Origin of the sequence: Streptomyces sp. NPDC092296 (assembly GCF_044755465.1) — a bacterium.
Lineage (GTDB): Bacteria > Actinomycetota > Actinomycetes > Streptomycetales > Streptomycetaceae > Peterkaempfera.
On record NZ_JBIVRB010000014.1, the window covers coordinates 109,809 to 131,524 of the forward strand.

Sequence of the window (21,716 nt, forward strand, 5' to 3'; positions counted from 1 at the left end):
CGCCCCGGGCTGCGGACGAAAGGGCGCCTCACACCCATGGCAGCACAGCAGCACCCTGCCGTACCGGACCCCGCCGCACCCGGCCCCAGCGCACCCGGCCCGAGCGCGTCCGGCCCGGAAGCCCCGCCGACCCCCGGCGGCGACGAGGGGTACGCCCGGGGGCTCGGCGGCCGGCAGGTCCAGATGATCGCCATCGGCGGCGCCATCGGCACCGGCCTCTTCCTGGGCGCCGGCACCGCCATCCACCGGGCCGGCCCCAGCCTGCTGCTCTGCTACGCGGTCGCCGGCGCGGTCGTCTTCTGCATCATGCGGGCGCTGGGCGAACTGCTCACCTACCGCCCGGTCTCCGGCAGCTTCGCCGAGTACGCCCGCGAGTTCCTCGGGCCGTTCGCCGGCTTCGCCACCGGCTGGACCTACTGGCTGATGTGGGTGGTCACCGGCATGGCCGAGGTGACGGCGGCGGCCGTCTACATCCACTACTGGGCGCCGGCCGTCCCGCAGTGGGCCAGCGCGCTGCTCTTCCTGCTGCTGCTCTACGCCGCCAACCTGATCTCGGTGCAACTCTTCGGCGAGATCGAGTTCTGGTTCTCGCTGGTCAAGGTCACCGCGATCGTCGGCATGATCCTGATCGGCGTCGGGGTGCTCACCCTCGGGCTCGGCAAGGCCGCCGACACCGCCTCGGTCAGCCATCTGTGGGCCGACGGCGGGCTGTTCCCGGCGGGCGTCGGCAGCAGCCTGATGACGCTTCAGATCGTGCTCTTCGCCTACCTGGGCGTGGAACTGGTCGGCGTCACCGCAGGTGAGAGCCGGGACCCGCAGCGGACCCTCCCCAGGGCCATCAACACCCTGCCGCTGCGGATCGGCGTCTTCTACATCGGCGCGCTGCTGGTGATCCTCTCCCTGGTCAGCTGGCGCGAGTTCCAGCCCGGCGTCAGCCCGTTCGTCGCCGTCTTCGGCCGGGTCGGCATCCCGGCGGCCGGCGGCATCGTCAACTTCGTGGTGCTCACCGCCGCGCTGTCCTCCTGCAACTCCGGGATGTACTCCACCGGACGGATGCTGCGCGACCTCGCCCTCAAGGGCCAGGCCCCCGGCGCCGTCACCCGGCTGAACGCCCGCCGCACCCCCGCCGCCGCCGTCACCGTCTCGGCGCTGCTGATGGGCGTCGGCGTCCTGCTCAACTACACCGCCCCCGCCAAGGCGTTCCTGTACATCACCTCGGTCGCCACCGTGGCCGCCATTTGGACCTGGTCCGTCGTGCTGGTCTGCCAGCTCCGCTACCGCAGCGCCTACCGGGCGGGTCGGCTGCCCGCGCCGACCTTCCGCGCCCCCGGGTCGCCGTGGACCGGCTGGGCGGCGCTCGGCTTCCTGGCCCTGGTCACCGTGCTGATCGGCATCGACCGGGAGGCCCGGGTGGGGCTGTACGTCTTCCCGGCCTGGCTGCTGCTGCTGACCGGCGGCTACGCCGTGCTCAGGCGCCGCAATCCGGCCGCCGTGGCCGCCCATGGCGAGCAGCGGTCGGCGCTGCTCGGCGAGACCTGAGCCGGACCGGACCCGCCAGGGGCCCCGGCTTATCCTGAGCCGCATGCTGACCATCACCCGAGAGCTGCACGACGCGATCGTGGCCCATGCCCGGACCGACCATCCGGACGAGGCATGCGGTGTCGTGGCCGGGCCGGCCGGGAGCGACCGGCCGGAGCGGTTCATCCCGATGCTGAACGCGGCCCGGTCGCCCACCTTCTACGAGTTCGACTCCACCGACCTGCTGAAGCTCTACCGGGAGATGGACGACCGGGACGAGGAGCCGGTGATCGTCTACCACTCCCACACCGCCACCGAGGGCTACCCGTCCCGTACCGACGTCTCGTACGCCTCCGAGCCGGGCGCCCACTATGTCCTGGTCTCCACCGCCGAGTGCGGCAACGACGAGGGCCCCTTCCAGTTCCGTTCGTTCCGCATCGTGGACGGCGAGATCACAGAGGAAGACGTCCGGCTGGTCGACGCCTACCAGGACTGAGCCCGGCCGGCAGCACGAGCGGCGCCCGGCGGCCCGCGCATATCGACATCCGAGACGCAGTCATCCGGAGAGTGGGACGGCCATCCCAAATCGCGGGTGGGAATCGATACGATGACCGTATGCGTTCCGTCGATGTGAGCTCCAAGGCCCCGGGCGTCCGCCTCGTGGCGCGGCTGCACATCGACCTGTGCCGCCTCGCCAGCGCGATCTGTCCTACCGCAAACCGCCGCTGACCGGCCGTTGCCGTCGTCGGCGCGCCCGCGCGACCGGGCCCCGCGAGCACCCGGGGCCGCCCCCGCATCCCCACCCTTCCTTGCCGGCGCCCTCCGGCGCCCCCCCACTCCCCAGGAGCGCAGCCATGGCCATCGAGGTCCGCATCCCGACGATCCTCCGCACCTACACCGACGGTCAGAAGGCCGTCGAGGGCAGCGGGGCCACCCTGGACGCCCTCTTCGCCGACCTGGACTCCCGCCACCCCGGCATCCGCGAGCGCCTGGTCGACGGCGGCGAGCTGCGCCGGTTCGTCAACGTCTACCTCAACGACGAGGACGTCCGCTTCCTGGACGGGATCTCCACCGGCGTCGCCGACGGCGACAGCATCACCATCCTCCCGGCCGTGGCCGGCGGCGCGCGCTGATGCGTTACGACACCCCGCTGGACGCCGTCGGCAACACCCCGCTGGTGGGGCTGCCGAGGCTCTCCGCCGCCGTCCCCGGGAACGACTCCGGGGGCGTGCGGCTGTGGGCCAAGCTGGAGGACCGCAACCCCACCGGCTCCATCAAGGACCGCCCCGCGCTGCACATGATCGAGCGGGCCGAGGCCGACGGGCGGCTCACCCCCGGCTGCACCATCCTCGAACCCACCAGCGGCAACACCGGCATCTCGCTCGCCATGGCGGCCAAGCTCAAGGGCTACCGGATGGTCTGCGTGATGCCGGAGAACACCAGCTCAGAGCGGCGCGAGCTGCTCACCATGTGGGGTGCGGAGATCATCCCCTCCCCGGCGGCGGGCGGCTCCAACACGGCCGTACGGGTCGCCAAGGAGATCGCCGCCGAGCACCCCGACTGGGTGATGCTCTACCAGTACGGCAACCCGGACAACGCGGGCGCCCACTACGCCACCACCGGCCCGGAGATCCTGGCCGACCTGCCCACCGTCACCCACTTCGTGGCCGGCCTGGGCACCACCGGCACCCTGATGGGCGTCGGCCGCTACCTGCGGGAGAAGGTCCCCGGCGTGCAGATCGTCGCCGCCGAGCCCCGCTACGACGACCTGGTGTACGGCCTGCGCAACCTGGACGAGGGCTTCGTGCCGGAGCTGTACGACGCCGAGGTGCTGACCACCCGGTTCAGCGTGGGTTCGCAGGACGCCGTGGTGCGGACCCGCGAGCTGCTGCGCGAGGAGGGCATCTTCGCCGGGGTCTCCACCGGCGCCATCCTGCACGCGGCGATCGGCGTGGGCCGCAAGGCGGCGCGGGCCGGCGAGCGGGCCGACATCGTCTTCGTGGTCGCGGACGGCGGCTGGAAGTACCTCTCCACCGGCATCTACACCGCCGAGACCACCGAAGCCGCAGTCGAAGCCCTCCAGGGCCAACTCTGGGCCTGACCCCCCGGGGGTTGCCCACCAACACCCTGGGCAACCCCCCGCCCCGGCAGGGGCGCGGGGAACTGCGCGCCCGGCCCGGCACTTCCCGCACCCGAGATCTCCGCGCCCACCCCCGCCCCGCCGGAGGCACCGCGCGCTCGTACTGGTGATTCCCGACACAACGCGGCACGCGGGCGGCGGCATAGTGCCGCCCCACCCTTACTCTCGACTCGCGAAAGCAGCCTGACCGGCCGGCGGCCCGGTCGGTACGAGCCGGTGCGGAGGGGCGCGGATGGACCTGACCGTGGTGGGGTGCTCGGGGAGCTTCCCGTCACCCGACTCGCCCTGCTCCTGCTACCTGGTCGAGGCCGACGGCTTCCGCCTGGTGGTCGACCTCGGCAACGGCGCCCTCGGGGCACTCCAGCGCTACTGCGGGCTGTACGAGGTGGACACCGTCCTGCTCAGCCATCTGCACGCCGACCACTGCATCGACATGTGCGCCTACTGGGTGGCCCGCAACTACCGGGTCGGCGGCTGCCCCGACCCGCTGCCCGTCATCGGCCCGCAGGGCACCCCCGAGCGGCTGGCCCGCGCCTACGACATGGACGAGCATCCGGGGATGAAGGGCGTGTTCGACTTCCGGACCCTCACCCGGGGCACCTTCGAGGTCGGTCCGTTCCGGGTCACCGCCGTGCCGGTGGCGCACCCGGTGGAGGCGTACGGCTTCCGGCTGGAGCACGACGGCCGCACCCTGGTCTACTCCGGGGACACCGGCCCCTGCGCGGCGCTGACCGAGCTGGCCCGGGGCGCGGACCTGTTCCTCTGCGAGGCGTCCTTCACCGAGGGCAAGGAGGACATCCCCGACCTGCACCTGAACGGCAGGGAGGCGGGCGAGTGCGCCGAGGAGGCGGGGGTGGGCCGGCTGGTGCTCACCCACATCCCGCCGTGGACGGACACCGCACGCAATGTCGCCGACGCCCAGGCGGCCTTCGCGGGCCCGGTGGAGGCGGCGGTGGCCGGTGCGAAGTACCGCATCTGAGGGCCGCGGCTGAAGACCGAGTACGACCGGCCCCGCCCCGGGCGGCGGCCGGTCAGGGCTTGGTGGCGTCCTCGACCTGCTCATCGGGTTCCCGCCCCGGCGTCGGCAGGTCGAATCTGATGATCGCAAAGCGGAAGACCAGGTAGTAGACCAGCCCGACCACCAGCCCGATGGGGACGATCAGCCAGGGTTTGGTGGCGAAGTGCCAGTTGAGGACGTAGTCGATGGCCCCGGCGGAGAAGGTGAAGCCGTGGTGCACGCCCAGCAGCCAGGTGACCGCGAGCGACACCGCCGTCAGCACCGCGTGGATGCCGTACAGCACCGGGGCGATGAACATGAAGGAGAACTCGATCGGCTCGGTGATGCCGGTCATGAACGAGGTCAGCGCCAGCGACAGCATCATGCCGCCGACCGCTGCCCGCCGCTCCGGGCGGGCGCAGTGCGCGATGGCCAGCGCGGCGGCGGGCAGGCCGAACATCATGATCGGGAAGAAGCCGCCCATGAACTGCCCGGCGGAGGGGTCGCCGGCGAAGAACCGGTTGAGGTCGCCCTGCACCAGCCGGCCGGTGGCGTCATGGAAGGTGCCGGCCTGCTGCCAGAAGAAGGTGTTGACGAACTGGTGCATGCCGATCGGCAGCAGCAGCCGGTTGACCAGCCCGAAGATCCCGGCGCCGGTGGCGCCCAGGTCGATGGTCCAACTGCTCGCGGCGTCGACGCCGGAGCCGATCGGCCCCCAGAGCAGGCCGAAGAGCACCCCCAGCAGGGTGCCGACGAAGGCCATGATGATCGGGACCAGCCGCCGGCCGTTGAAGAAGCCCAGCCAGTCCACCAGCTTGCGGCGGTGGTAGTGCTGCCAGAGCAGCGCGCTCAGCAGCCCGACGACGATGCCGCCCAGCACACCGGGATTCTGCGGCTCGCCCGCATGGTCGGGGAAGACGCTGAGCACATTGTGGAAGACCAGGTATCCGACGAGCGCGGCCAGCGCGGTGGAGCCGTCCGACTTCCGGGCGAAGCCGATGGCGATGCCCACGCAGAACAGCAGCGGCAGATTGTCGAAGATGGCACCGCCCGCGGTGGCGAAGACCTTGGCGACCTTGTCCCAGTGCAGACCCTTGGGGCCGAAGACGTCGGGCTGGCCGAGCCGCAGCAGGATGCCCGCCGCCGGCAGCACGGCGATGGGCAGCTGCAGGCTGCGGCCGATCTTCTGCAGGCCCTGGAAGAGGTCGGAGCCGAACTTCTTGGCGGGCGGCACTGCCTGCGCGGTCGTCGTGCTCATGGGGCGTTCCTCACGCGGAGTAAAACTGGTCTACACCAATCTGGTGTAGACCAGTTTTGTAGCACGCCGTCACAGGCCGCTGAAACCCCCGGCAAACGCGCAGGCGGGAAGCGCTGCCGAATCGATACCTTGCTGCATAAATCGGCGATCGGCCGCCCTCTTCACCCACAATGCGGCAGCCGACCACCAGTTGACCACACCGCCGATCGGCCCGAGCGGTGAATCGGACCCATCGTGCACCCCCGAAGTCCGGCGGACGGCCATCGACACCCCGGCCGCGCCCCCGCCGCTCTCCCGTGTCCCCCTCTCCTGTGTCCCCGCTCTCCCGTGTCCCTGGTCCCGGTGCCACCCGTCCGGCCTCCCCCGTCCGGCCGTTCCGGCCGCCGCGCGTCCGATACGCTCGCGCTTGGCTCCTGTTCGAGAACTGGTGTAGACCAGCGGTCACCGCCGGGCGGCCGCTCGCGAAGCAGCGCCGGACGGGGGTCGGCACCGGGCGCCCACAGAGCAGGAGAAGCAGATGGCCACCAAGGCTGAGAAGATCGTCGCCGGTCTCGGCGGTATCGAGAACATCGAAGAGATCGAAGGGTGTATCACCCGCCTGCGCACCGAGGTCAATGACGCCTCCCTGGTCGACGAGGCCGCCCTCAAGGCCGCCGGCGCCCATGGCGTCGTCAAGATGGGCAATGCCGTCCAGGTCGTCATCGGCACCGACGCCGACCCGATCGCGGCCGAGATCGAAGACATGATGTGACCGGCTGACCCGCACGCCCCCGCCCGTGTCGGCGCCCGCCCGCCGCAGCCGGCACGGGCCGCCGCCGCGCGCCCCCGGCGCGCACCCCGCCCCCAGTCGCGCCCCGGGCGCCGCCGACTCGACTACGCTCGACCGCTATGTCACGCATCGACGGCCGCACCCCCGACCAGCTCCGCCCCATCACCATCGAGAGGGGCTGGAGCAAGCACGCCGAAGGCTCCGTCCTCGTCTCCTTCGGCGACACCCGCGTGCTGTGCACCGCCAGCGTCACCGAGGGCGTGCCCCGCTGGCGCAAGGGCAGCGGCGAGGGCTGGGTCACCGCCGAGTACTCCATGCTCCCCCGCGCCACCAACACCCGCGGCGACCGCGAGTCGGTACGCGGCAAGATCGGCGGCCGCACCCATGAGATCAGCCGCCTGATCGGCCGCTCGCTGCGCGCCGTCATCGACCACCGCGCGCTCGCCGAGAACACCGTGGTGCTCGACTGCGACGTGCTCCAGGCCGACGGCGGCACCCGCACCGCCGCCATCACCGGCGCCTACGTCGCGCTGGTCGACGCGATCGGCTGGGCCCGCGAGAAGAGGATTCTGCGCGCCAAGGGGCAGCCGATCACCGGCACCGTCAGCGCGGTCAGCGTCGGCATCATCGACGGCGTCCCGATGCTCGACCTCTGCTACGAGGAGGACGTCCGCGCCGAGACCGACATGAACATCGTCTGCACCGGCGACGGCCGCTTCGTGGAGGTGCAGGGCACCGCCGAGGGCGCCCCCTTCGACCGCTCGCTCCTCGACCAGCTGCTCGACCTCGGCACCCTCGGCTGCGCCGAACTGGACGAGATCCAGCGCAAGGCCCTGGACGGCTGACCCCCGCCGCCGGCCGCAGCGCACGTGCCCGCCGATTCCCACCCGGGACCGGCGGGCACGCCGGTAGTCTCGATCGGGACGGATGACCCGCAGGCACCACCGAGCCCTTTCCGGAGCCGCCCGATGCGCCGCACCGCCGCCCTCGCCGCCGCCGCACTGCTCGCCACCGCCCCGCTGGCCGCCGGCTGCTCCGCCGCCCAGAAGGCGCTGGACTGCGGCAAGGTCGCCGTCCGGATCACCAGTGACGTCCAGGAGGTCGAGAGCGCCGCCCGGGGCGCCACCGAGCACCCCAAGCGGCTGGACACGGCGCTGGACACCCTCTCCCACGACCTGGACCAGGTCGCCGGGCAGTCCCACAACGACGAGGTCGGCAAGTCCGTACGCGATCTGCGGACCCAGGTCGAGGCGGTGCGGCGGGCCGTCGACGCCAAGCGCAAGCCAGACCTCCCCCCGCTGGTCCGCGCGGCCGCGACCCTGACCGCCGTCTGCGCCGGTGGGTACGTGCCGTCGCTCGGGGGATAGTCGCCCGGGGGGAACCCGGGGGTGAATCGCTCGGGGGAAATCGCCCGGGGGATAATCGGCTGTCATGAGCAACAAGCGCCTCGTCCTCGCCACCCGCAACCGGCACAAGGTCACCGAACTCCAGGCCATCCTCAGCGCAGCCGGGCTGCCACTGGAGCTGGTCGGCGCCGACGCCTACCCCGAGATCCCGGACGTCCCGGAGACCGGTGTCACCTTCGCCGAGAACGCGCTGCTCAAGGCGCACGCCCTGGCCCAGGGCACCGGACTGCCCGCCGTCGCCGACGACTCCGGCCTCTGCGTGGACGTGCTCGGTGGCGCCCCCGGCATCTTCTCGGCCCGCTGGGCCGGGCGGCACGGCGACGACAAGGCCAATCTCGACCTGCTGCTCGCCCAGCTCTCCGACATCGCCGCCCCGCACCGGGGCGCCCACTTCGTCTGCGCCGCCGCGCTGGCGCTGCCCGACGGCACCGAGCGGGTGGTCGAGGGCCGGTTGCCGGGCACGCTGCGCACCGAGCCGGCCGGCTCGGGCGGCTTCGGCTACGACCCGATCCTCCAGCCGGACGGCGAGACCCGGACCTGCGCCGAGCTGACCGCCGACGAGAAGAACGCCATCAGCCACCGGGGCCACGCCTTCCGCGCCCTGGTCCCGGTCGTGCGGCAGCTGCTGGGCTGAGCGGGCACCGACGGCGGAGGGCCGCCCGGGGGAGCACCCCGGGCGGCCCTTCGCATCGGCGGAGAGTGCGGCCGGAGGGATTCGAACCCTCAAGCCCTCACGGGCCAACGGACCTAAACCGTTTGCGTCGCCATTGCGCCACGGCCGCGTCGATCCACCATGGTACTGGGGCCCGGCCGTCGCCGTCACACTTTCGCGCCCCGGCCGCCCGCGACCGGGCCGCCCCCGGCGGGGTGGTTCAACAGAGTGGTTCAGACCTATTGCCCAAGTGGTTCAGACCTTTGTAGAGTCGCCGTCAACTCCCGGGCGGCGCAGCCCCGATGCGACCTCGGAGCCGGTCGACGCGGCACCGAGGTGAGTGACGGCGGTGGCGGTGGGTCCTGTCGGGGGGCCCGCCGCCACCGCTGCGAACCGATGAGGACCAGCAGGTCAGAGGGACAGGTCCTTGATCAGCTTGGCCACGTGGCCGGTCGCCTTCACATTGTGGAGGGCCCGCTCGACCTTGCCCTGCTCGTCCACGATCACCGTGGACCGGATGACGCCGACGACGGTCTTCCCGTACAGCGACTTCTCCCCGAAGGCACCGTACGCGGCCAGGGTCTCCTTCTCCGGGTCGGAGAGCAGGGTGACCCGCAGGCCCTCCTTCTCCCGGAACGCGCCCAGCTTCTCCGGCTTGTCCGGCGAGATGCCGATCACGTCGTAGCCCGCGCCGGCCAGCAGCTCCAGGTTGTCGGTGAAGTCGCAGGCCTGCTTGGTGCAGCCCGGAGTGAGGGCGGCCGGGTAGAAGTACACGATGACCTTGCGGCCGAGGTGGTCGGCGAGGGAGACCGGCTTGCCGTCGGCGTCGGGCAGGGTGAAGGCCGGGGCGGTGTCGCCGGGCTGAAGTCGCTCGCTCACGGGGCAATTTCTCCTCGGATGGGATGGGTACGCGCTCTCAGGAAAGGTACTCCGATGGCGGGGTGCCGCTGCGCGCGGCGACACCGGGCCTGACAGACTGTTCCCCATCGAACGCAAACGGGATTGGTGAGTGAGGTGGCCCCCTTGGGCGAGGTCGGCACGCGGGGCGACAGCGGCGGCGCCCCCGACGGGCGCACCGCTGCCGAGATCGAGGCGAACATCGCCGCGACCCGCAGGCAGCTGGCGGCGACCCTGGACGAGATCGCGGTACGGGTGCACCCGTCCACCGTCGCCGCGCAGGCCAAGGCCAAGGCCGCCGCGGCGGCCGACCGCACGGTGGGCCGGGCGTATGTGGCGGCGCACCGCGGCGTGGAGCGGGTCCGGGCGGAGTTCCTGGACGAGAAGGGCGGCCCGCGCAAGGACCGGCTGCTGCCGGTGGCGGCGGTCGCCGTGGTCGCGGTGGTGGCCGTCGTGGCACTGCGCCGCCGCCGCAAGTAGCGCACGCTTCCGGCGAGGGCCGGGCCGGGCGGTCGCCCGGTCCGGCCCTCGCCGGTGGGGCCCGCGCCCCGGGGCGGTATTTTCGGGGGTGTGAGTGAGACCCCCCGTCCCGGAAACGACGAGAAGCAGAGCAGCTACGTGACGACGCGCAACGAGACCCTCGGCGAGAAGCTGCCGATCCGGATGCTGCATGACCGGGTGCTGGTGCGCACCGAGGGCGGTGAGGGCGAGCGCCGCTCGACCGGGGGCATCCTGATCCCGGCCACCGCCGAGCTGTCCAAGCGCTGCTCCTGGGCGGAGGTCGTCGCGGTGGGGCAGAACGTACGGTCCATCGAGCCGGGCGACCGGGTGCTGTTCGACCCGGAGGACCGGGCCGAGGTGGAAGTGCGCGGCACCCTGTACGTACTGCTGCGCGAGCGGGACATCCACGCGGTCGCGGCGGAGCGGATCGGTGACACCGGCGGCAGCACCGGACTGTACCTCTGACCCCGCCCGCACCCTGACAGCACGGGCCCGCCGCTCCGGCATCGAAGCGGCGGGCCGGTGCTGTCACGGGGACTGCGGTGTCAGCGGTCCGGCAGCGTGGCGTCCGGGCCGGCCGGGTGGCCGCTGTTCCCGCCGGTGGTACGGCCGCCGCCACCCGCCCCGGTGTCGCCCTCGCTCGGGCCGCTCGGCGCGGCGCTGCCCGTACTGCCGGTGCCACCCGTGCCCCCGGTGCTGCCCGTGCCGCCGGTACCGCCCGCGATGTCACCGAGGATGTCCCCGGCGCTGGGGATGCCGGACGGCATCCCGGTGTCCTCGCCCGACGGGCTGGGCGTCTCCGGGGACTGCGCCGGCGAGGGCTGCTGCGCGGAGGGGGAGCCGCTGGGGCTGGGGCCGGCCGAGGTGCTGGGGCTCGCACTGGCGCTCGGGCTGGTGGCGACGACCGGCGGACCGCTGTTGCCGGTGCTCGGGGCCAGGTCGAAGTCGACGGTCTTGGTGCCCTGGAGCGCGCCCTTCATGTACGCGGTCCAGATCTCGGTGGGGAAGGCCCCGCCGTTGATCCTGGCCAGGCCGGCCGTGCCGTTCAGCGACTCCTTGGCGTGGGTCCTGGGGTTCTCCCGGAAGATGCCGACCGTGGTGACCAGCTGCGGGGTGTAGCCCGCGAACCAGGCCGACACGTTCTTGTCGGTGGTACCGGTCTTGCCGGCCGCGGGCCGGCCCAGGCCGAGCGCGGCGTAGCCGGTGCCGCTCGGGCTGACCACGTCCTGGAGCACCGAGGTGACGGCGTCGGCGGTGCCCTGGCTGATGGCCTGGGTGGTGTGGTGGGTGGGCAGCGCGACCACGGTGCCGTTGGTGCGCTCCAGCCGCTGCACCGCCCAGGGGGTGATCCGCCCGCCGTGGTTGGCCAGGGTCGCGTAGGCGCCGGCCAGGTCGAGGGCGCTGGGGGTGGCGGTGCCCAGCGCCATGGAGCTGTTGGCCGGGTCCATGTCCTTGGTGTTCGCCGGGAGGCCCAGCGCCACGGCGGTGTCCCGGACGTTCTGGAGGCCCGCGTCCACCGCCTCCTGGGCGTAGACCGAGTTGACCGACTTCATCATGGCGTAGCGCAGCGTGATCGGACCGTAGTCCTTGTCGTCCTCGTTGGGCGGCGCCCAGTGGGGGCCGCCGCCGACGACCGGGCGGCGGCTGGTGCCGTCGTAGACGGTCTGGGTGGTGATCGGCTTGCCGTTCTGGGTGGTGTGGTCGCCCTGGAGACCGGCCGCCAGGTCGAACGCCTTGAAGGTGGAGCCGATGGGGTTGTCGCGGCGGGTGGCGTCGTTGTAGGGCTGGGTCGCGTAGTCCGCCCCGCCGTACGCGGCGACGATCTTCCCGGTGGTCGGCTCGATCGAGGCCCCGCCGACCCGGACGTCGGTGTCGGTGTCCGGCCGGGCCTTCGGGTCGAGCTGGTCGGTCAGCTCGCTCTTGACCGCCGAGACGAAGGCGTTCTGCTTCTTCTTGTCGAAGGTGGTGGTGATCTTCCAGCCGCCGGCCTGCAAGGTGGCCTCGTCGATGGCCTTGGACTCCAGCAGCGAGTCACGGGCGATCTCCACCAGGTAGCCCGCCTGGCCGCCGACGCCCGGGGTCGCCTTGGGGGCGATCGGCTCGGGGAACGTCATCCCGGCCCGCCTGGCCGGGGTGAGCCAGCCCTCGGTCACCATGCCGTTCAGCACGTAGTTCCAGCGGGCCACGGCGGCGCGGCGGTTGGCCGGGGTGGCGACCGCCACGTCGTACTGGCTGGGCGCCTGGAGCAGCGCCGCCAGATAGGCGCCCTGCTCGGTGGTCAGCGCGGCGGCGTCCTTGCCGTAGTAGGCGCGGGCGGCGGCCTGGATGCCGTAGGCGTTGCGGCCGAAGTAGCTGGTGTTCAGATAGCCGTCGAGGATCTGCTCCTTGCTCTCGGTCTGGTCGACCTTGAGCGAGATGAAGATCTCCTTCACCTTGCGGCTGACGGTCTGCTCCTGGGTCAGGTAGTAGTTCTTCACATACTGCTGGGTGATCGTGGAGCCGCCCTGGGTGCCCTTGCCGGTGATGGTGTTGAGGGCGGCGCGCAGGCTGCCCTTCACATCGACGCCCTTGTTCTTGTAGAAGCTGCGGTCCTCCGCCGAGACCACCGCGCGCTGGGTGTCCAGCGGGATCTGGGCCAGCGGCACCGACTCGCGGTTGACCTCGCCGGTGCGGCCCAGCTCGGTCTTGCCGTCGGAGTAGTAGTAGACGTTGCTCTGCGCGACGGCCTGGGCGTTGGCGTCCGGCACCGGCACCGTGAGGTACAGGAAGACGAAGGCGCCGGTGCACGCCAGGACGAACAGCAGCAGCGCGCCCAGCGTCATCCGCCAGCTGGGCAGCAGCCGCCGCCAGCCCGTCCGCCGGGCCCTGCGGGCGGCTCGGGCGGCCCGCCTGCGGGCGCGCCGCTGCGCGCTCCTGCTCTGCTCGCTCATGGCTCCTGCTCGCTCCTGGGCTGCGGCCGGCGCCACCGGGCGGCGGCGCTTTCGCTGGTACAACGCATGTGTGGCCGTCGGAACGGTCGGCTCCTTCCGGCTCACACTTTCGCATCATCGGTAACAAATGCCCGGACGGCGCGCCTCCCGCCCCCTTTGTGGCATTCCTGTGACCCACGGCGTGACCAGCGTCACGCGCTGTGGTGATCGGGCCGGGAATACGGATGCGCGCTGTGACGGTGCTCGCTACGCTGCGAGTACAACCGCATACCGGGCAGCTCCGACAGCTCCGACCCAGCCCCCGACCCCCGGGGTGCTCCGGGTCGGGGCCCTGTGGCGTGCCCGGGTGCGGTGGGCCGTCCCTTCTGTCGACAAGGAGACAAAGTGCAGCTGACCCTCTACGGCTCCGTGGCCCACGGGTCCTTCCGCCGCTACTCCACCTACCGGGCCGCGACCTTCGCCGGCATCTTCGCCAACACCGCGTTCGGCTTCATCCTGGCCTGCACCTTCCGGGCACTCTGGCAGGCCCGGCCGGGCCTCGGCGGTTACGACCTCGCCGGGGCGGTGACCTACATCTGGATCAGCCAGGCGCTGCTGGCGACCGTCGCGGTCTGGGGCGGCGGCTTCCAGGACGACCTCCAGACCCGCATCCGCAACGGTGACATCGCGGTCGACCTCTACCGGCCGGTGGACCTCCAGGCGTGGTGGCTGGCCTCCGACCTCGGCCGGGCCGGATTCCAGCTGATCACCCGGGGCGCCGTGCCGCTCGCCGTCGGCGCGCTCGCCTTCCCGCTGGAGCTGCCGCGCGACGGTCGGGTCTGGGCGGCGTTCCTGCTCTCGGTGCTGCTGGCCGTCGTCGTCAGCTTCGCCCTGCGCTACCTGGTCTCCCTGGTCGGCTTCTGGCTGCTGGACGTCGACGGGCTGCGGACGCTCGCCCAGATGACCGGGATGTTCTTCTCCGGCATGCTGCTGCCGCTCGCCCTCTTCCCCGGGGCGCTCGGCGCGGTGGCCCGGCTGCTGCCGTGGGCGGCGCTGGTGCAGGTGCCCTGCGATGTGCTGCTGGAGCGGCGGGTCGGCGCCGGGCTGGGACGGGCGCTCGGCTTCCAGCTGCTGTGGGCGGTGCTGCTGCTGGCCGCCGGGCGGGCCGTGCAGGTCGCGGCCACCCGCCGGGTGGTGGTCCAGGGTGGCTGACCTCGCCGAGGCCGGGACGGGGGTTGCCGGCGCTGGTACGGGCGGGCCCGGTTCCGTCGTCACGGGACGGAGGCGGCGGCGGCCGCTGGCGGAACTGTGCTGGGGGCTGCGGGTCTGGCGGATGAGTGCCGGGATGTGGGTGCGGTCGTCGCTGGCGTACCGCGCCTCGTTCGCCATGCTGGTGCTCGGCAATCTGACCGTCACCACGATGGACTTCGCGGTCATCGTCATCATGTTCCAGCACACCGGCCGGCTCGGCGGCTGGGACCTGCCGCAGGTGGCCTTCCTCTACGGCACCTCCGGCTTCGCCATCGGGACGGCCGACCTGCTGGTCGGCAGCATCGACCGGCTGGGCGAGCGGATCAGGCTGGGCACCCTGGACACCATGCTGGTACGCCCGGCGCCCGCCCTCGCCCAGATGGCCGCCGACCGGTTCGGGCTGCGCAGGCTGGGCCGGCCGCTCCAGGCGACCGCCATCCTGGCCTGGTCGCTGACCGCCGTCCAGGTGCACTGGACCTGGGACCGGGTGCTGCTGGTGCCGGTGCTGCTGATCAGCGGCACCGCGATCTTCGTGGCGCTGTTCGTCGGCGGCGCGTCCTTCCAGTTCTGGGCGGCGGACGCGGCCGAAGCGCAGAACGCCTTCACCTACGGCGGCGCCACCATGCTCCAGTACCCGCCGGCCGTCTTCGGCCGCGACCTGCTGGCCGGCGCGGTCTTCGGCGTCCCGCTGGCCTTCGTCAACTGGCTGCCCGCCCTGCACATCCTCGGCCGGCCCGACCCGCTCGGCCTCCCGGAGGCGTTCCGCTTCGCCTCACCGGTCGCGGCGGCGCTGGCGCTGGCCGTTGCCGGGCTCGCCTGGCGTACCGGCCTGCGCACCTACCGCAGCACCGGCAGCTGAGCCCCCCTCCGTACCCATCGAAACGTCAGTGAGGAGCACACCGAGATGCCAGCGCTCATCGAGGTCGAGAACGTCAGCCGGACCTTCACCGTACGCAGCCGCAAGAGCCGGTTCCGCCGGGAGAAGCGGGAGGTGCGGGCCGTGGACGGCCTCAGCTTCGCCGTGGACGCCGGCGAGTGCGTCGGCTACATCGGGCCCAACGGCGCCGGGAAGTCCACCACCGTCAAGATGCTCACCGGCATCCTGGTCCCCAGCGGCGGCCGGCTGCGGGTGGCCGGAGTCGACCCGGCCCGCGACCGGGTGGCCCTCGCCGGCCGGATGGGAGTCGTCTTCGGGCAGCGCACCACCCTCTGGTGGGACCTGCCGCTGCGCGACTCCTACGAGCTGGCCCGCCGCATCTACCGCATCCCCGCCGACCGCTACCGGCAGAACCTGCACCGCTGCCTGGAACTGCTGGAACTCGGCCCGCTGCTGGACACCCCCGTCCGCCAGCTCTCGCTGGGCCAGCGGATGCGCGGCGACATCGCCGCCGCGCTGCTGCACGACCCCCAGGTGCTCTACCTGGACGAGCCCACCATCGGACTGGACGTGGTCAGCCGCAACCGGGTCCGCGAGTTCCTGCGCGAGGTCAACACCGAGCGCGGCACCACCGTGCTGCTCACCACCCACGACCTCACCGACATCGAGCAACTCTGCTCCCGGGTGATGGTCATCGACCACGGCCGGGTGGTCTACGACGGCGGACTCGACGGGCTGCACGCGGTCGGCGAGAGCGAACGCACCCTGGTGGTGGACCTGGCCGAGCCCCGGCCGCCGATCGAGGTGCCGGGAGCCCGGGTGGTGCGGGTCGACGGGCCCCGGCAGTGGCTGGCCTTCCCGGCCGCGCGCAGCGCCGCGCCGGTGGTGGCGGCCGTCGCGGAGCGGTATCCGCTGGTGGACCTGTCGGTGCGCGAGCCGGCCATCGAGGATGTCATCGCCCGGCTGTACGCGGGGGAGATCGCCACCGCGTCGGCGGCGTCGTCGTCGGCGGCGGGGCCGGGGCCGGGGCCGGGCGGCGGGGAGGGAGGGGAGGGTGGGGGAGACCCGGCCCACCCGGCGCTGGCAGGCTGAGGGGGCAGGCCGAGGAGGCAGGCTGGCCGGCGGGGGATGACGGGCGGGCGATGACGGGTGGGTGATGGCGGCTGTGGGAAGAGTGGATGGCGTGAACGCTCAGGGTGACGGGGCCGGTGGGGGCACGGGGGCGACGGCGGTACGGTTCACCGCGTCCGACGAGGCCAAGCAGCGCGGCGTACGCCGGATGAAGGCGTTCGCGACCGGCCTGCTGGCCGTGGCGACTGCCGTGTACGCGCTGGCCAGATGGGCCGGGGCCTCGGGCGCCGGAGCCTGGGCCGGTTACCTGGAGAGCGCGGCGGAGGCGGGCATGGTCGGTGCGCTGGCCGACTGGTTCGCGGTCACCGCGCTGTTCCGCCGCCCGTTCGGGCTGCCCATCCCGCACACCGCGATCATCCCCACCAAGAAGGACGTCTTCGGGCGCAGCCTCGGTGAGTTCGTGGGCGACAACTTCCTGTCCGGGCGGGTCGTACGGGACCGGCTGCGGGCGCTGCGGATCGCCCGGCGGGCCGGGGAGTGGCTGGCGGCGCCCGGCAGCGCCGAGCGGGTGACCACCGAGGCGTCCGCCGCGCTGCGCGGCGTGCTGGCCGTACTGCGCGACGAGGACGTGCAGGCGGTCGTCGGCGAGGCGGTGACCCGGCGGGCCGCGGCCCAGCAGGTCGCCCAGCCGATGGGGCGGATGCTGGGCCGGGTGGTGGCGGACGGCGGCCACCGGGGCATGGTGGACCTGGTGGCGCGGCGGCTGCGCGACTGGCTGGTGGAGCACCGGGAGGAGGTGGTCGCCCGGATCGCGGAGGAGTCGCCGGGCTGGACGCCGAAGTTCATCGACCACCAGGTGGGGGTGCGGGTCCACAAGGAGCTGCTGCGGTTCGCGGAGGAGGTGCGGGACGACCCGCAGCACCCGGCGCGGGGCGCGGTGGACAGCTTCCTGGCCGACTTCGCGGCGGAGCTGCGTACCGACCCGGAGACCATCGCGCGGGTGGAGCGGGCCAAGGCCCAGCTGCTCGGCCGGCCGGAGGTGCAGGAGCTGATCGCCTCGTCGTGGAGCGCCGTGCGGTCGCTGGTGCTGGACGCGGCGGAGGACGAGGACAGCGAGCTGCGGCGGCGGATCAGGGACGGGGTGCGGTCCTTCGGGGAGCGGCTCGCCTCCGACGAGCGGTTGCAGGCGAAGGTCGACGGGTGGCTGGAGGGGGCCGCCGGGTATGTGGTGGACACCTACCGGCATGAGATCACCTCGCTGATCTCGGAGACGGTGGCGGGCTGGGACGCGGTGGAGGCGTCGCGGAAGATCGAGGCCAATGTGGGGCGCGACCTACAGTTCATCCGGATCAACGGCACGGTGGTGGGGGCGCTGGCGGGGTTGCTGATCCACACGGTCTCGGTGCTGGTGGCGGGGTGAGGCGTGCGACGATGCGGGAGCGGTTCGGACCGTGGAGGCGGTGGGTCGGTCATGGGTGAGAGGGAGTCTGTGGTGGGTGGCGTGGGTGGCGTGGGTGGCGTGGATGTGACTGGTGTGGGTGGTTCGGGTTCGGGTGCGGGCGGCGGCGGGGGGATGGCGGCGTTCGTCGCCGGGCTGCCCAAGGCGGAGCTGCATGTGCACCACGTGGGCTCGGCCTCGCCCCGGGTGGTGGCCGGTCTGGCCGCGCGCCACGAGGCCACCACCCGGGTCCCGGCCGATCCGGAGCTGCTGGCGGAGTACTTCACCTTCCGGGATTTCGCGCACTTCATCGAGGTCTACCTGTCGGTGGTGGACCTGATCCGGGACGCGGACGACGTACGGGCGCTCACCTACGGCGTCGCCGAGGACATGGCCCGGCAGAACATCCGGTACGCGGAGCTGACGGTCACCCCGTACAGCTCGGTGCGCCGGGGCATCCCGGACGTGGCCTTCATGGAGGCGATCGAGGACGCCCGGAAGGCGGCGGAGGCCGAGCTGGGCGTGGTGCTGCGCTGGTGCTTCGACATCCCCGGCGAGGCGGGGTTGGAGTCGGCGGAGGAGACGGCGCGGCTGGCGCTGGAGACGGGCCCCGACGGGCTGGTCAGCTTCGGTCTCGGCGGCCCGGAGATCGGCGTGCCGCGCCCGCAGTTCAAGCCGTACTTCGACCGGGCGCGGGCCGCCGGGCTGCACAGCGTGCCGCACGCCGGGGAGACCACCGGGCCGCAGACCGTCTGGGACGCGCTGCTCGAACTGGGTGCGGAGCGGATCGGGCACGGCACGCAGGCGGTACGGGACCCCCGGCTGGTCGACTACCTGGGTGAGCACCGCATACCGCTGGAGGTCTGCCCCACGTCGAACATCGCGACCCGGGCGGTGGAGCGGATCGAGGACCACCCGATCCGGCAGATGGTGGCGGCCGGGCTGCTGGTGACGGTCAACAGCGACGACCCGCCGATGTTCGGCACCGACCTGAACACCGAGTACGGCGTGGCGGCGCGGCTGCTGGAGCTGGACGAGGCGGGGGTCGCGGCGCTGGCGAAGAACGCGGTGGAGGCGTCGTTCCTGGACGCCGGGGGCAAGGCCCGGCTGACGGCGGAGATTGACGCGTATGCGGCGGGGTGGCTGCGGAACGGCTGACGGGTCGGGCTGGTCCGGCTGGGTGTGGCCGGGTGTGGCTGGGTGGGAGCGGCGGGGGCCCGGGTGGGCCGCCGCCGCTCCCTGGTGGTTCAGGCGGTGGTGGCGGCGCCGGTGGTGAGGGGGGTGGGGGCCGGGGCGGGGCGGTGCAGCAGGGCGCGTTCGGCGACGGTCCAGGCGGTGGTGGTGAGCAGGTAGAGGCCGGCGGCGAGGGGGACCAGGGCGGCGAAGAGCACCGTGCCGAAGGAGAGGTACGGGGCGAGGGCGGCTGCCCTGGCGCTGGGGTCGGCGGAAGTGGGCCGGTTGGTCTGCTTGGCCTGCTCGGTGGGGGTGGGGGCCGGGGTGGCGGCGGCCGTGCGGCGGGCGCGGACGAAGCTGACGGCGCCGACGGCGGCGAGCAGGGCGTACAGGCCGAGGAAGACGGCGAGCTGCGGGCCGTGGGCCGCCGTGACATGGCTGCCCAGCGGAACCCCGAACAGCGTGTGGTGCAGCAGGTCATCGGGTGCGCCGCCGGCCGTGGGGCGGGTGAACAGCCGGTACATCACCGAGAAGAACGGCATCTGGAGCAGCATCGGCAGGCAGCCCGCCACCGGGGAGGCGCCCTCCTTGCGGTACAGCTCCGTCAGGGCCTGCTGAAGGCGCTCCGGGTCGCGGTGGTGGCGGCGCCGCACCTCCGCGACCTGCGGGGCCAGCCGGGCGCGGGCCTTCTCGCCACGGGCGGACGCCCGAGCCAGCGGGTGCAGCAGCAGCCGGACGCAGATGGTGAAGACGACGATGGCGGCGGCGGTGGGGACGACCTGGGCGAGGCCGGCGACGGCGTGGTGGGCCAGGCCGACGGCGGGGTCGAGAACGCTGAGAACGGACATGGTGAGCGAGCCCTCCGGGGTCTCGTCGGGTGACGGGGAGTGGCGGAGGACGGCCGGATGGCGACGTGCGGGGGTGCTATGCGGCCGTCGGGGCCGCTGCGGAGGGTGCCCTGGGGCGTGATCTGCCTCTGGCGTCGGGGTCGCGCTGCGGGAGGAAGGCGGTGTGCCAGGCACGGCGGCGCAGGGCGCGGTCCCGTACGGCGTGCGGGGCGGCGGTGCCCAGCAGGCGGGCCGTGGTGAGGGTGCCCGAGACGACGCCGGCCAGCAGGGCCAGGGTGGCGGCTGCGGCGAAGGCGGTCAGGGCGGTCAGGGCGGTGGGGCCGAGGAGGAGGTGGCCGAGGGTGTGCCAGCAGAGGCCGGCGGCGGCTGTGGGCAGCTGCACGGGGGCTCCTCCTCATGGCGCGGGTTGGGGGTTGGTTCTCTGAGCGAGTGTACGTGGGGCGTGGGGTTTGGCCGGGGCGTGGTGGGGCGTGGGTGGGTGGGTGGGTGCGGGTGTCGGCCGGTCCGGGGTGGGGGTCCCGGGCGTCCGGTCCTCACGGTGTCCTGCCGCTCGTTCCTCGCGTCAGGTCACCGGTTCCGGTCCTCCTGAGTGCCCGGGACCCCCACCCCTCCCCGTCCGCCACCCTTCCGCCCGGAGGGGGGAGGAAGGTCCGTGCGTGGTTGGTGTTGGTGGGTTGGTGCGGCTTGGTGGGGGTGGGGAAGGGCCGGGCCCGGGTGAGGCTGGTGGTGGGTTGGTGCGGCTTGGGGGTGCTGGTGGGTTGGTGCGGCTTGGTGGGGGTGGGGAAGGGCCGGGCCCGGGTGAGGCTGGTGGTGGGTTGGTGCGGCTTGGGGGAGCTGGTGGGTTGGTGCGGCTTGGTGGGGGGTCGGGTTCAGGGGGTGGCGGGTTCGGGGAGGTGGGCGCTGACGTGGAAGCCGCCGGGGATGGGGCCGGCTTCGAGGTGGCCGTCTTCGAGGGCGAGGCGTTCGCGCAGGCCGGAAAGGCCGTTGCCGAAGGAGGCGGTGGGGGTGGTGGTGCTGTCGTTCTGGACGGTGAGGATGTACTGGCCGTTGCGGTGGGTGAGCTGGATGCGGCAGGAGCGGGCGCCGGCGCTGTGGCGTACCACGTTGGTGACCGACTCCCGCAGCGCCCAGGCGAGGGCGGCCTCCCGGGCGGGCGGGAGGGTCCCCGCGCGCGGCTCGATGTCGGGGTCGATGTCCGGGCGGATGCCGGCGCTGGTGAGGGTGGTGTGGGCGCGGGCGAGTTCGGTGGCCAGGGTGGGGCGGCGGTAGCCGGTGACGGACTCCCGGACCTCGGCCAGGGCGGTGACGGTGATCTCGCGCATCTCGGCGAGCTGCTTGGCGCAGCCGTCCGGGTCGGTGTGCACCATGCGTTCGGCGAGCTGGGTCTTGAGGGCGAGCAGCGAGAGGGAGTGGCCGAGGAGGTCGTGCAGGTCGCGGCCGAAGCGCAGGCGCTCCTCGTTGACGGCCAGCTGGGCCATGGCCTCCTCGCCCTTGCGCAGCCGGGCCTTGGTACGGCTGCGCTCGGTGCCCAGGATGCTGAAGCCCGCCACGGCCGCGGCGGCGGCCAGCCAGGGCCAGTAGGTGGCGAAGGGGGCGCCGGCGGCCAGGGCGGTGGTCCACTGGAGGGCGACCAGGCCGACCGCGAGGGGGACCGCGCGGCGCAGCGGGAACGCGGCGGCGTTGCAGATGGCGACGTAGAGGTACATCGGCAGCCAGGCCGCCCCGAGCAGCAGGGTGAAGGCGGTGGCCAGCACGGCGGTGACCGCCCAGCAGCTGACCCGCAGCCGGGGGCTGCCGCCCCGGCTGGCGTGGGCGACGGTGGTGACGAAGGCCAGGCAGAAGACGGCGGCGCCGGTGACGGCCAGGGCGAAGGCCCAGGTGGGGCGGTGGGCGAGGGTGTCGATGCCGGGGGTGAGTCCCCAGAGCCAGATGACGCTGAACCACCACTCGCGGACTTTCCAGCGGCGGCACCAGTCGCTGATCCGGTGCATGCGCGCTCCTCTGGACCTGG

The 21,716-nt window shown here is 72.9% G+C and carries 23 protein-coding genes and 1 tRNA gene; 17 read left to right on the forward strand and 7 right to left on the reverse strand.

Annotated elements, in window-relative coordinates; genetic code table 11:
* Nucleotides 1-36 precede the first annotated feature (36 nt).
* The 6 genes from ACIQGZ_RS24400 to ACIQGZ_RS24425 all read left to right on the forward strand — a co-directional run bounded on the left by ACIQGZ_RS24400 (nt 37) and on the right by ACIQGZ_RS24425 (nt 4,637).
* On the forward strand, nt 37-1,539 hold the full coding sequence (locus ACIQGZ_RS24400; RefSeq protein ID WP_402605364.1) for an amino acid permease: 1,503 nt from the start codon (nt 37-39) through the stop codon (nt 1,537-1,539).
* A 43-nt stretch (nt 1,540-1,582) separates the two neighbouring features.
* The gene (locus ACIQGZ_RS24405) at nt 1,583-2,014 is read left to right on the forward strand and encodes a Mov34/MPN/PAD-1 family protein (RefSeq protein ID WP_402605366.1); all 432 of its coding nucleotides are present in this window, start codon (nt 1,583-1,585) and stop codon (nt 2,012-2,014) included.
* A 119-nt stretch (nt 2,015-2,133) separates the two neighbouring features.
* Complete coding sequence (locus ACIQGZ_RS24410) at nt 2,134-2,247, forward strand: putative leader peptide (protein WP_402605369.1); 114 nt, start codon at nt 2,134-2,136, stop codon at nt 2,245-2,247.
* Between the two features lie 125 nt (nt 2,248-2,372).
* On the forward strand, nt 2,373-2,651 hold the full coding sequence (locus tag ACIQGZ_RS24415; protein ID WP_402605371.1) for a MoaD/ThiS family protein: 279 nt from the start codon (nt 2,373-2,375) through the stop codon (nt 2,649-2,651).
* Complete coding sequence (locus ACIQGZ_RS24420) at nt 2,651-3,619, forward strand: PLP-dependent cysteine synthase family protein (protein ID WP_402605374.1); 969 nt, start codon at nt 2,651-2,653, stop codon at nt 3,617-3,619. Before ACIQGZ_RS24415 ends, ACIQGZ_RS24420 begins: the two co-directional genes overlap by 1 nt.
* A gap of 271 nt (nt 3,620-3,890) precedes the next feature.
* Nucleotides 3,891-4,637 (forward strand): MBL fold metallo-hydrolase, encoded by a 747-nt coding sequence (locus tag ACIQGZ_RS24425; protein WP_402605377.1) that lies wholly within the window; start codon nt 3,891-3,893, stop codon nt 4,635-4,637.
* A 52-nt stretch (nt 4,638-4,689) separates the two neighbouring features.
* Here the strand turns inward: ACIQGZ_RS24425 and ACIQGZ_RS24430 are convergent, their stop codons facing one another.
* Nucleotides 4,690-5,913, reverse strand: a complete 1,224-nt coding sequence (locus ACIQGZ_RS24430) for a PTS transporter subunit EIIC (protein WP_402605380.1) — start codon at nt 5,911-5,913, stop codon at nt 4,690-4,692.
* A 517-nt stretch (nt 5,914-6,430) separates the two neighbouring features.
* On the opposite strand from ACIQGZ_RS24430, the gene ACIQGZ_RS24435 reads away from it, so the two are divergent.
* The 4 genes from ACIQGZ_RS24435 (at nt 6,431) to rdgB (ending at nt 8,722) form a co-directional block, all read left to right on the forward strand.
* The gene (locus tag ACIQGZ_RS24435; RefSeq protein ID WP_402605382.1) at nt 6,431-6,664 is read left to right on the forward strand and encodes a glucose PTS transporter subunit EIIB; all 234 of its coding nucleotides are present in this window, start codon (nt 6,431-6,433) and stop codon (nt 6,662-6,664) included.
* Between the two features lie 137 nt (nt 6,665-6,801).
* Nucleotides 6,802-7,527: a ribonuclease PH gene (gene rph, locus ACIQGZ_RS24440; protein WP_402605384.1), complete on the forward strand. Its 726-nt coding sequence runs from the start codon at nt 6,802-6,804 to the stop codon at nt 7,525-7,527.
* A gap of 123 nt (nt 7,528-7,650) precedes the next feature.
* A complete protein-coding gene (locus ACIQGZ_RS24445; protein ID WP_402605386.1) occupies nt 7,651-8,049 on the forward strand; it encodes a hypothetical protein in 399 nt (132 codons plus the stop codon).
* A 64-nt stretch (nt 8,050-8,113) separates the two neighbouring features.
* Nucleotides 8,114-8,722 carry an RdgB/HAM1 family non-canonical purine NTP pyrophosphatase gene (gene rdgB / locus ACIQGZ_RS24450; protein WP_402605388.1) on the forward strand — a complete coding sequence of 203 codons (609 nt, stop codon included), beginning with the start codon at nt 8,114-8,116 and terminating at the stop codon, nt 8,720-8,722.
* Nucleotides 8,723-8,788: 66 nt separating this feature from the next.
* On the opposite strand, the gene ACIQGZ_RS24455 is transcribed toward rdgB, so the two are convergent.
* Both ACIQGZ_RS24455 and bcp read right to left on the reverse strand, forming a co-directional pair.
* A tRNA-Leu gene (locus ACIQGZ_RS24455) sits at nt 8,789-8,870 on the reverse strand.
* 281 nt (nt 8,871-9,151) lie between these two features.
* Nucleotides 9,152-9,619, reverse strand: a complete 468-nt coding sequence (gene bcp / locus ACIQGZ_RS24460) for a thioredoxin-dependent thiol peroxidase (protein WP_402605391.1) — start codon at nt 9,617-9,619, stop codon at nt 9,152-9,154.
* 144 nt (nt 9,620-9,763) lie between these two features.
* On the opposite strand from bcp, the gene ACIQGZ_RS24465 reads away from it, so the two are divergent.
* Together ACIQGZ_RS24465 and ACIQGZ_RS24470 are read left to right on the forward strand one after the other, a co-directional pair.
* Nucleotides 9,764-10,117: a DUF3618 domain-containing protein gene (locus tag ACIQGZ_RS24465; protein ID WP_402605393.1), complete on the forward strand. Its 354-nt coding sequence runs from the start codon at nt 9,764-9,766 to the stop codon at nt 10,115-10,117.
* 183 nt (nt 10,118-10,300) lie between these two features.
* Nucleotides 10,301-10,603, forward strand: a complete 303-nt coding sequence (locus ACIQGZ_RS24470) for a GroES family chaperonin (protein ID WP_402605453.1) — start codon at nt 10,301-10,303, stop codon at nt 10,601-10,603.
* A gap of 80 nt (nt 10,604-10,683) precedes the next feature.
* On the opposite strand, the gene ACIQGZ_RS24475 is transcribed toward ACIQGZ_RS24470, so the two are convergent.
* Complete coding sequence (locus ACIQGZ_RS24475) at nt 10,684-13,068, reverse strand: transglycosylase domain-containing protein (protein ID WP_402605395.1); 2,385 nt, start codon at nt 13,066-13,068, stop codon at nt 10,684-10,686.
* A gap of 390 nt (nt 13,069-13,458) precedes the next feature.
* Between ACIQGZ_RS24475 and ACIQGZ_RS24480 the strand changes: the two genes are divergently transcribed.
* The 5 genes from ACIQGZ_RS24480 to ACIQGZ_RS24500 all read left to right on the forward strand — a co-directional run bounded on the left by ACIQGZ_RS24480 (nt 13,459) and on the right by ACIQGZ_RS24500 (nt 18,842).
* Nucleotides 13,459-14,259, forward strand: a complete 801-nt coding sequence (locus tag ACIQGZ_RS24480; RefSeq protein ID WP_402605456.1) for an ABC transporter permease — start codon at nt 13,459-13,461, stop codon at nt 14,257-14,259.
* Nucleotides 14,260-14,380: 121 nt separating this feature from the next.
* Entirely contained in the window at nt 14,381-15,157 is a 777-nt protein-coding gene (locus ACIQGZ_RS24485) for an ABC transporter permease (RefSeq protein ID WP_402605398.1), read from the forward strand.
* A 45-nt stretch (nt 15,158-15,202) separates the two neighbouring features.
* Complete coding sequence (locus ACIQGZ_RS24490) at nt 15,203-16,267, forward strand: ATP-binding cassette domain-containing protein (protein WP_402605400.1); 1,065 nt, start codon at nt 15,203-15,205, stop codon at nt 16,265-16,267.
* 64 nt (nt 16,268-16,331) lie between these two features.
* Entirely contained in the window at nt 16,332-17,666 is a 1,335-nt protein-coding gene (locus tag ACIQGZ_RS24495; RefSeq protein WP_402605403.1) for a DUF445 domain-containing protein, read from the forward strand.
* Nucleotides 17,667-17,819: 153 nt separating this feature from the next.
* On the forward strand, nt 17,820-18,842 hold the full coding sequence (locus ACIQGZ_RS24500; protein WP_402605406.1) for an adenosine deaminase: 1,023 nt from the start codon (nt 17,820-17,822) through the stop codon (nt 18,840-18,842).
* An 89-nt stretch (nt 18,843-18,931) separates the two neighbouring features.
* Here the strand turns inward: ACIQGZ_RS24500 and ACIQGZ_RS24505 are convergent, their stop codons facing one another.
* The 3 genes from ACIQGZ_RS24505 to ACIQGZ_RS24515 form a co-directional block, all read right to left on the reverse strand.
* Nucleotides 18,932-19,705 (reverse strand): YidC/Oxa1 family membrane protein insertase, encoded by a 774-nt coding sequence (locus ACIQGZ_RS24505; RefSeq protein ID WP_402605408.1) that lies wholly within the window; start codon nt 19,703-19,705, stop codon nt 18,932-18,934.
* A gap of 76 nt (nt 19,706-19,781) precedes the next feature.
* Nucleotides 19,782-20,087: a DUF6412 domain-containing protein gene (locus tag ACIQGZ_RS24510; RefSeq protein ID WP_402605411.1), complete on the reverse strand. Its 306-nt coding sequence runs from the start codon at nt 20,085-20,087 to the stop codon at nt 19,782-19,784.
* Nucleotides 20,088-20,574: 487 nt separating this feature from the next.
* On the reverse strand, nt 20,575-21,696 hold the full coding sequence (locus ACIQGZ_RS24515) for a sensor histidine kinase (RefSeq protein WP_402605414.1): 1,122 nt from the start codon (nt 21,694-21,696) through the stop codon (nt 20,575-20,577).
* Between the last annotated feature and the right edge of the window lie 20 nt (nt 21,697-21,716).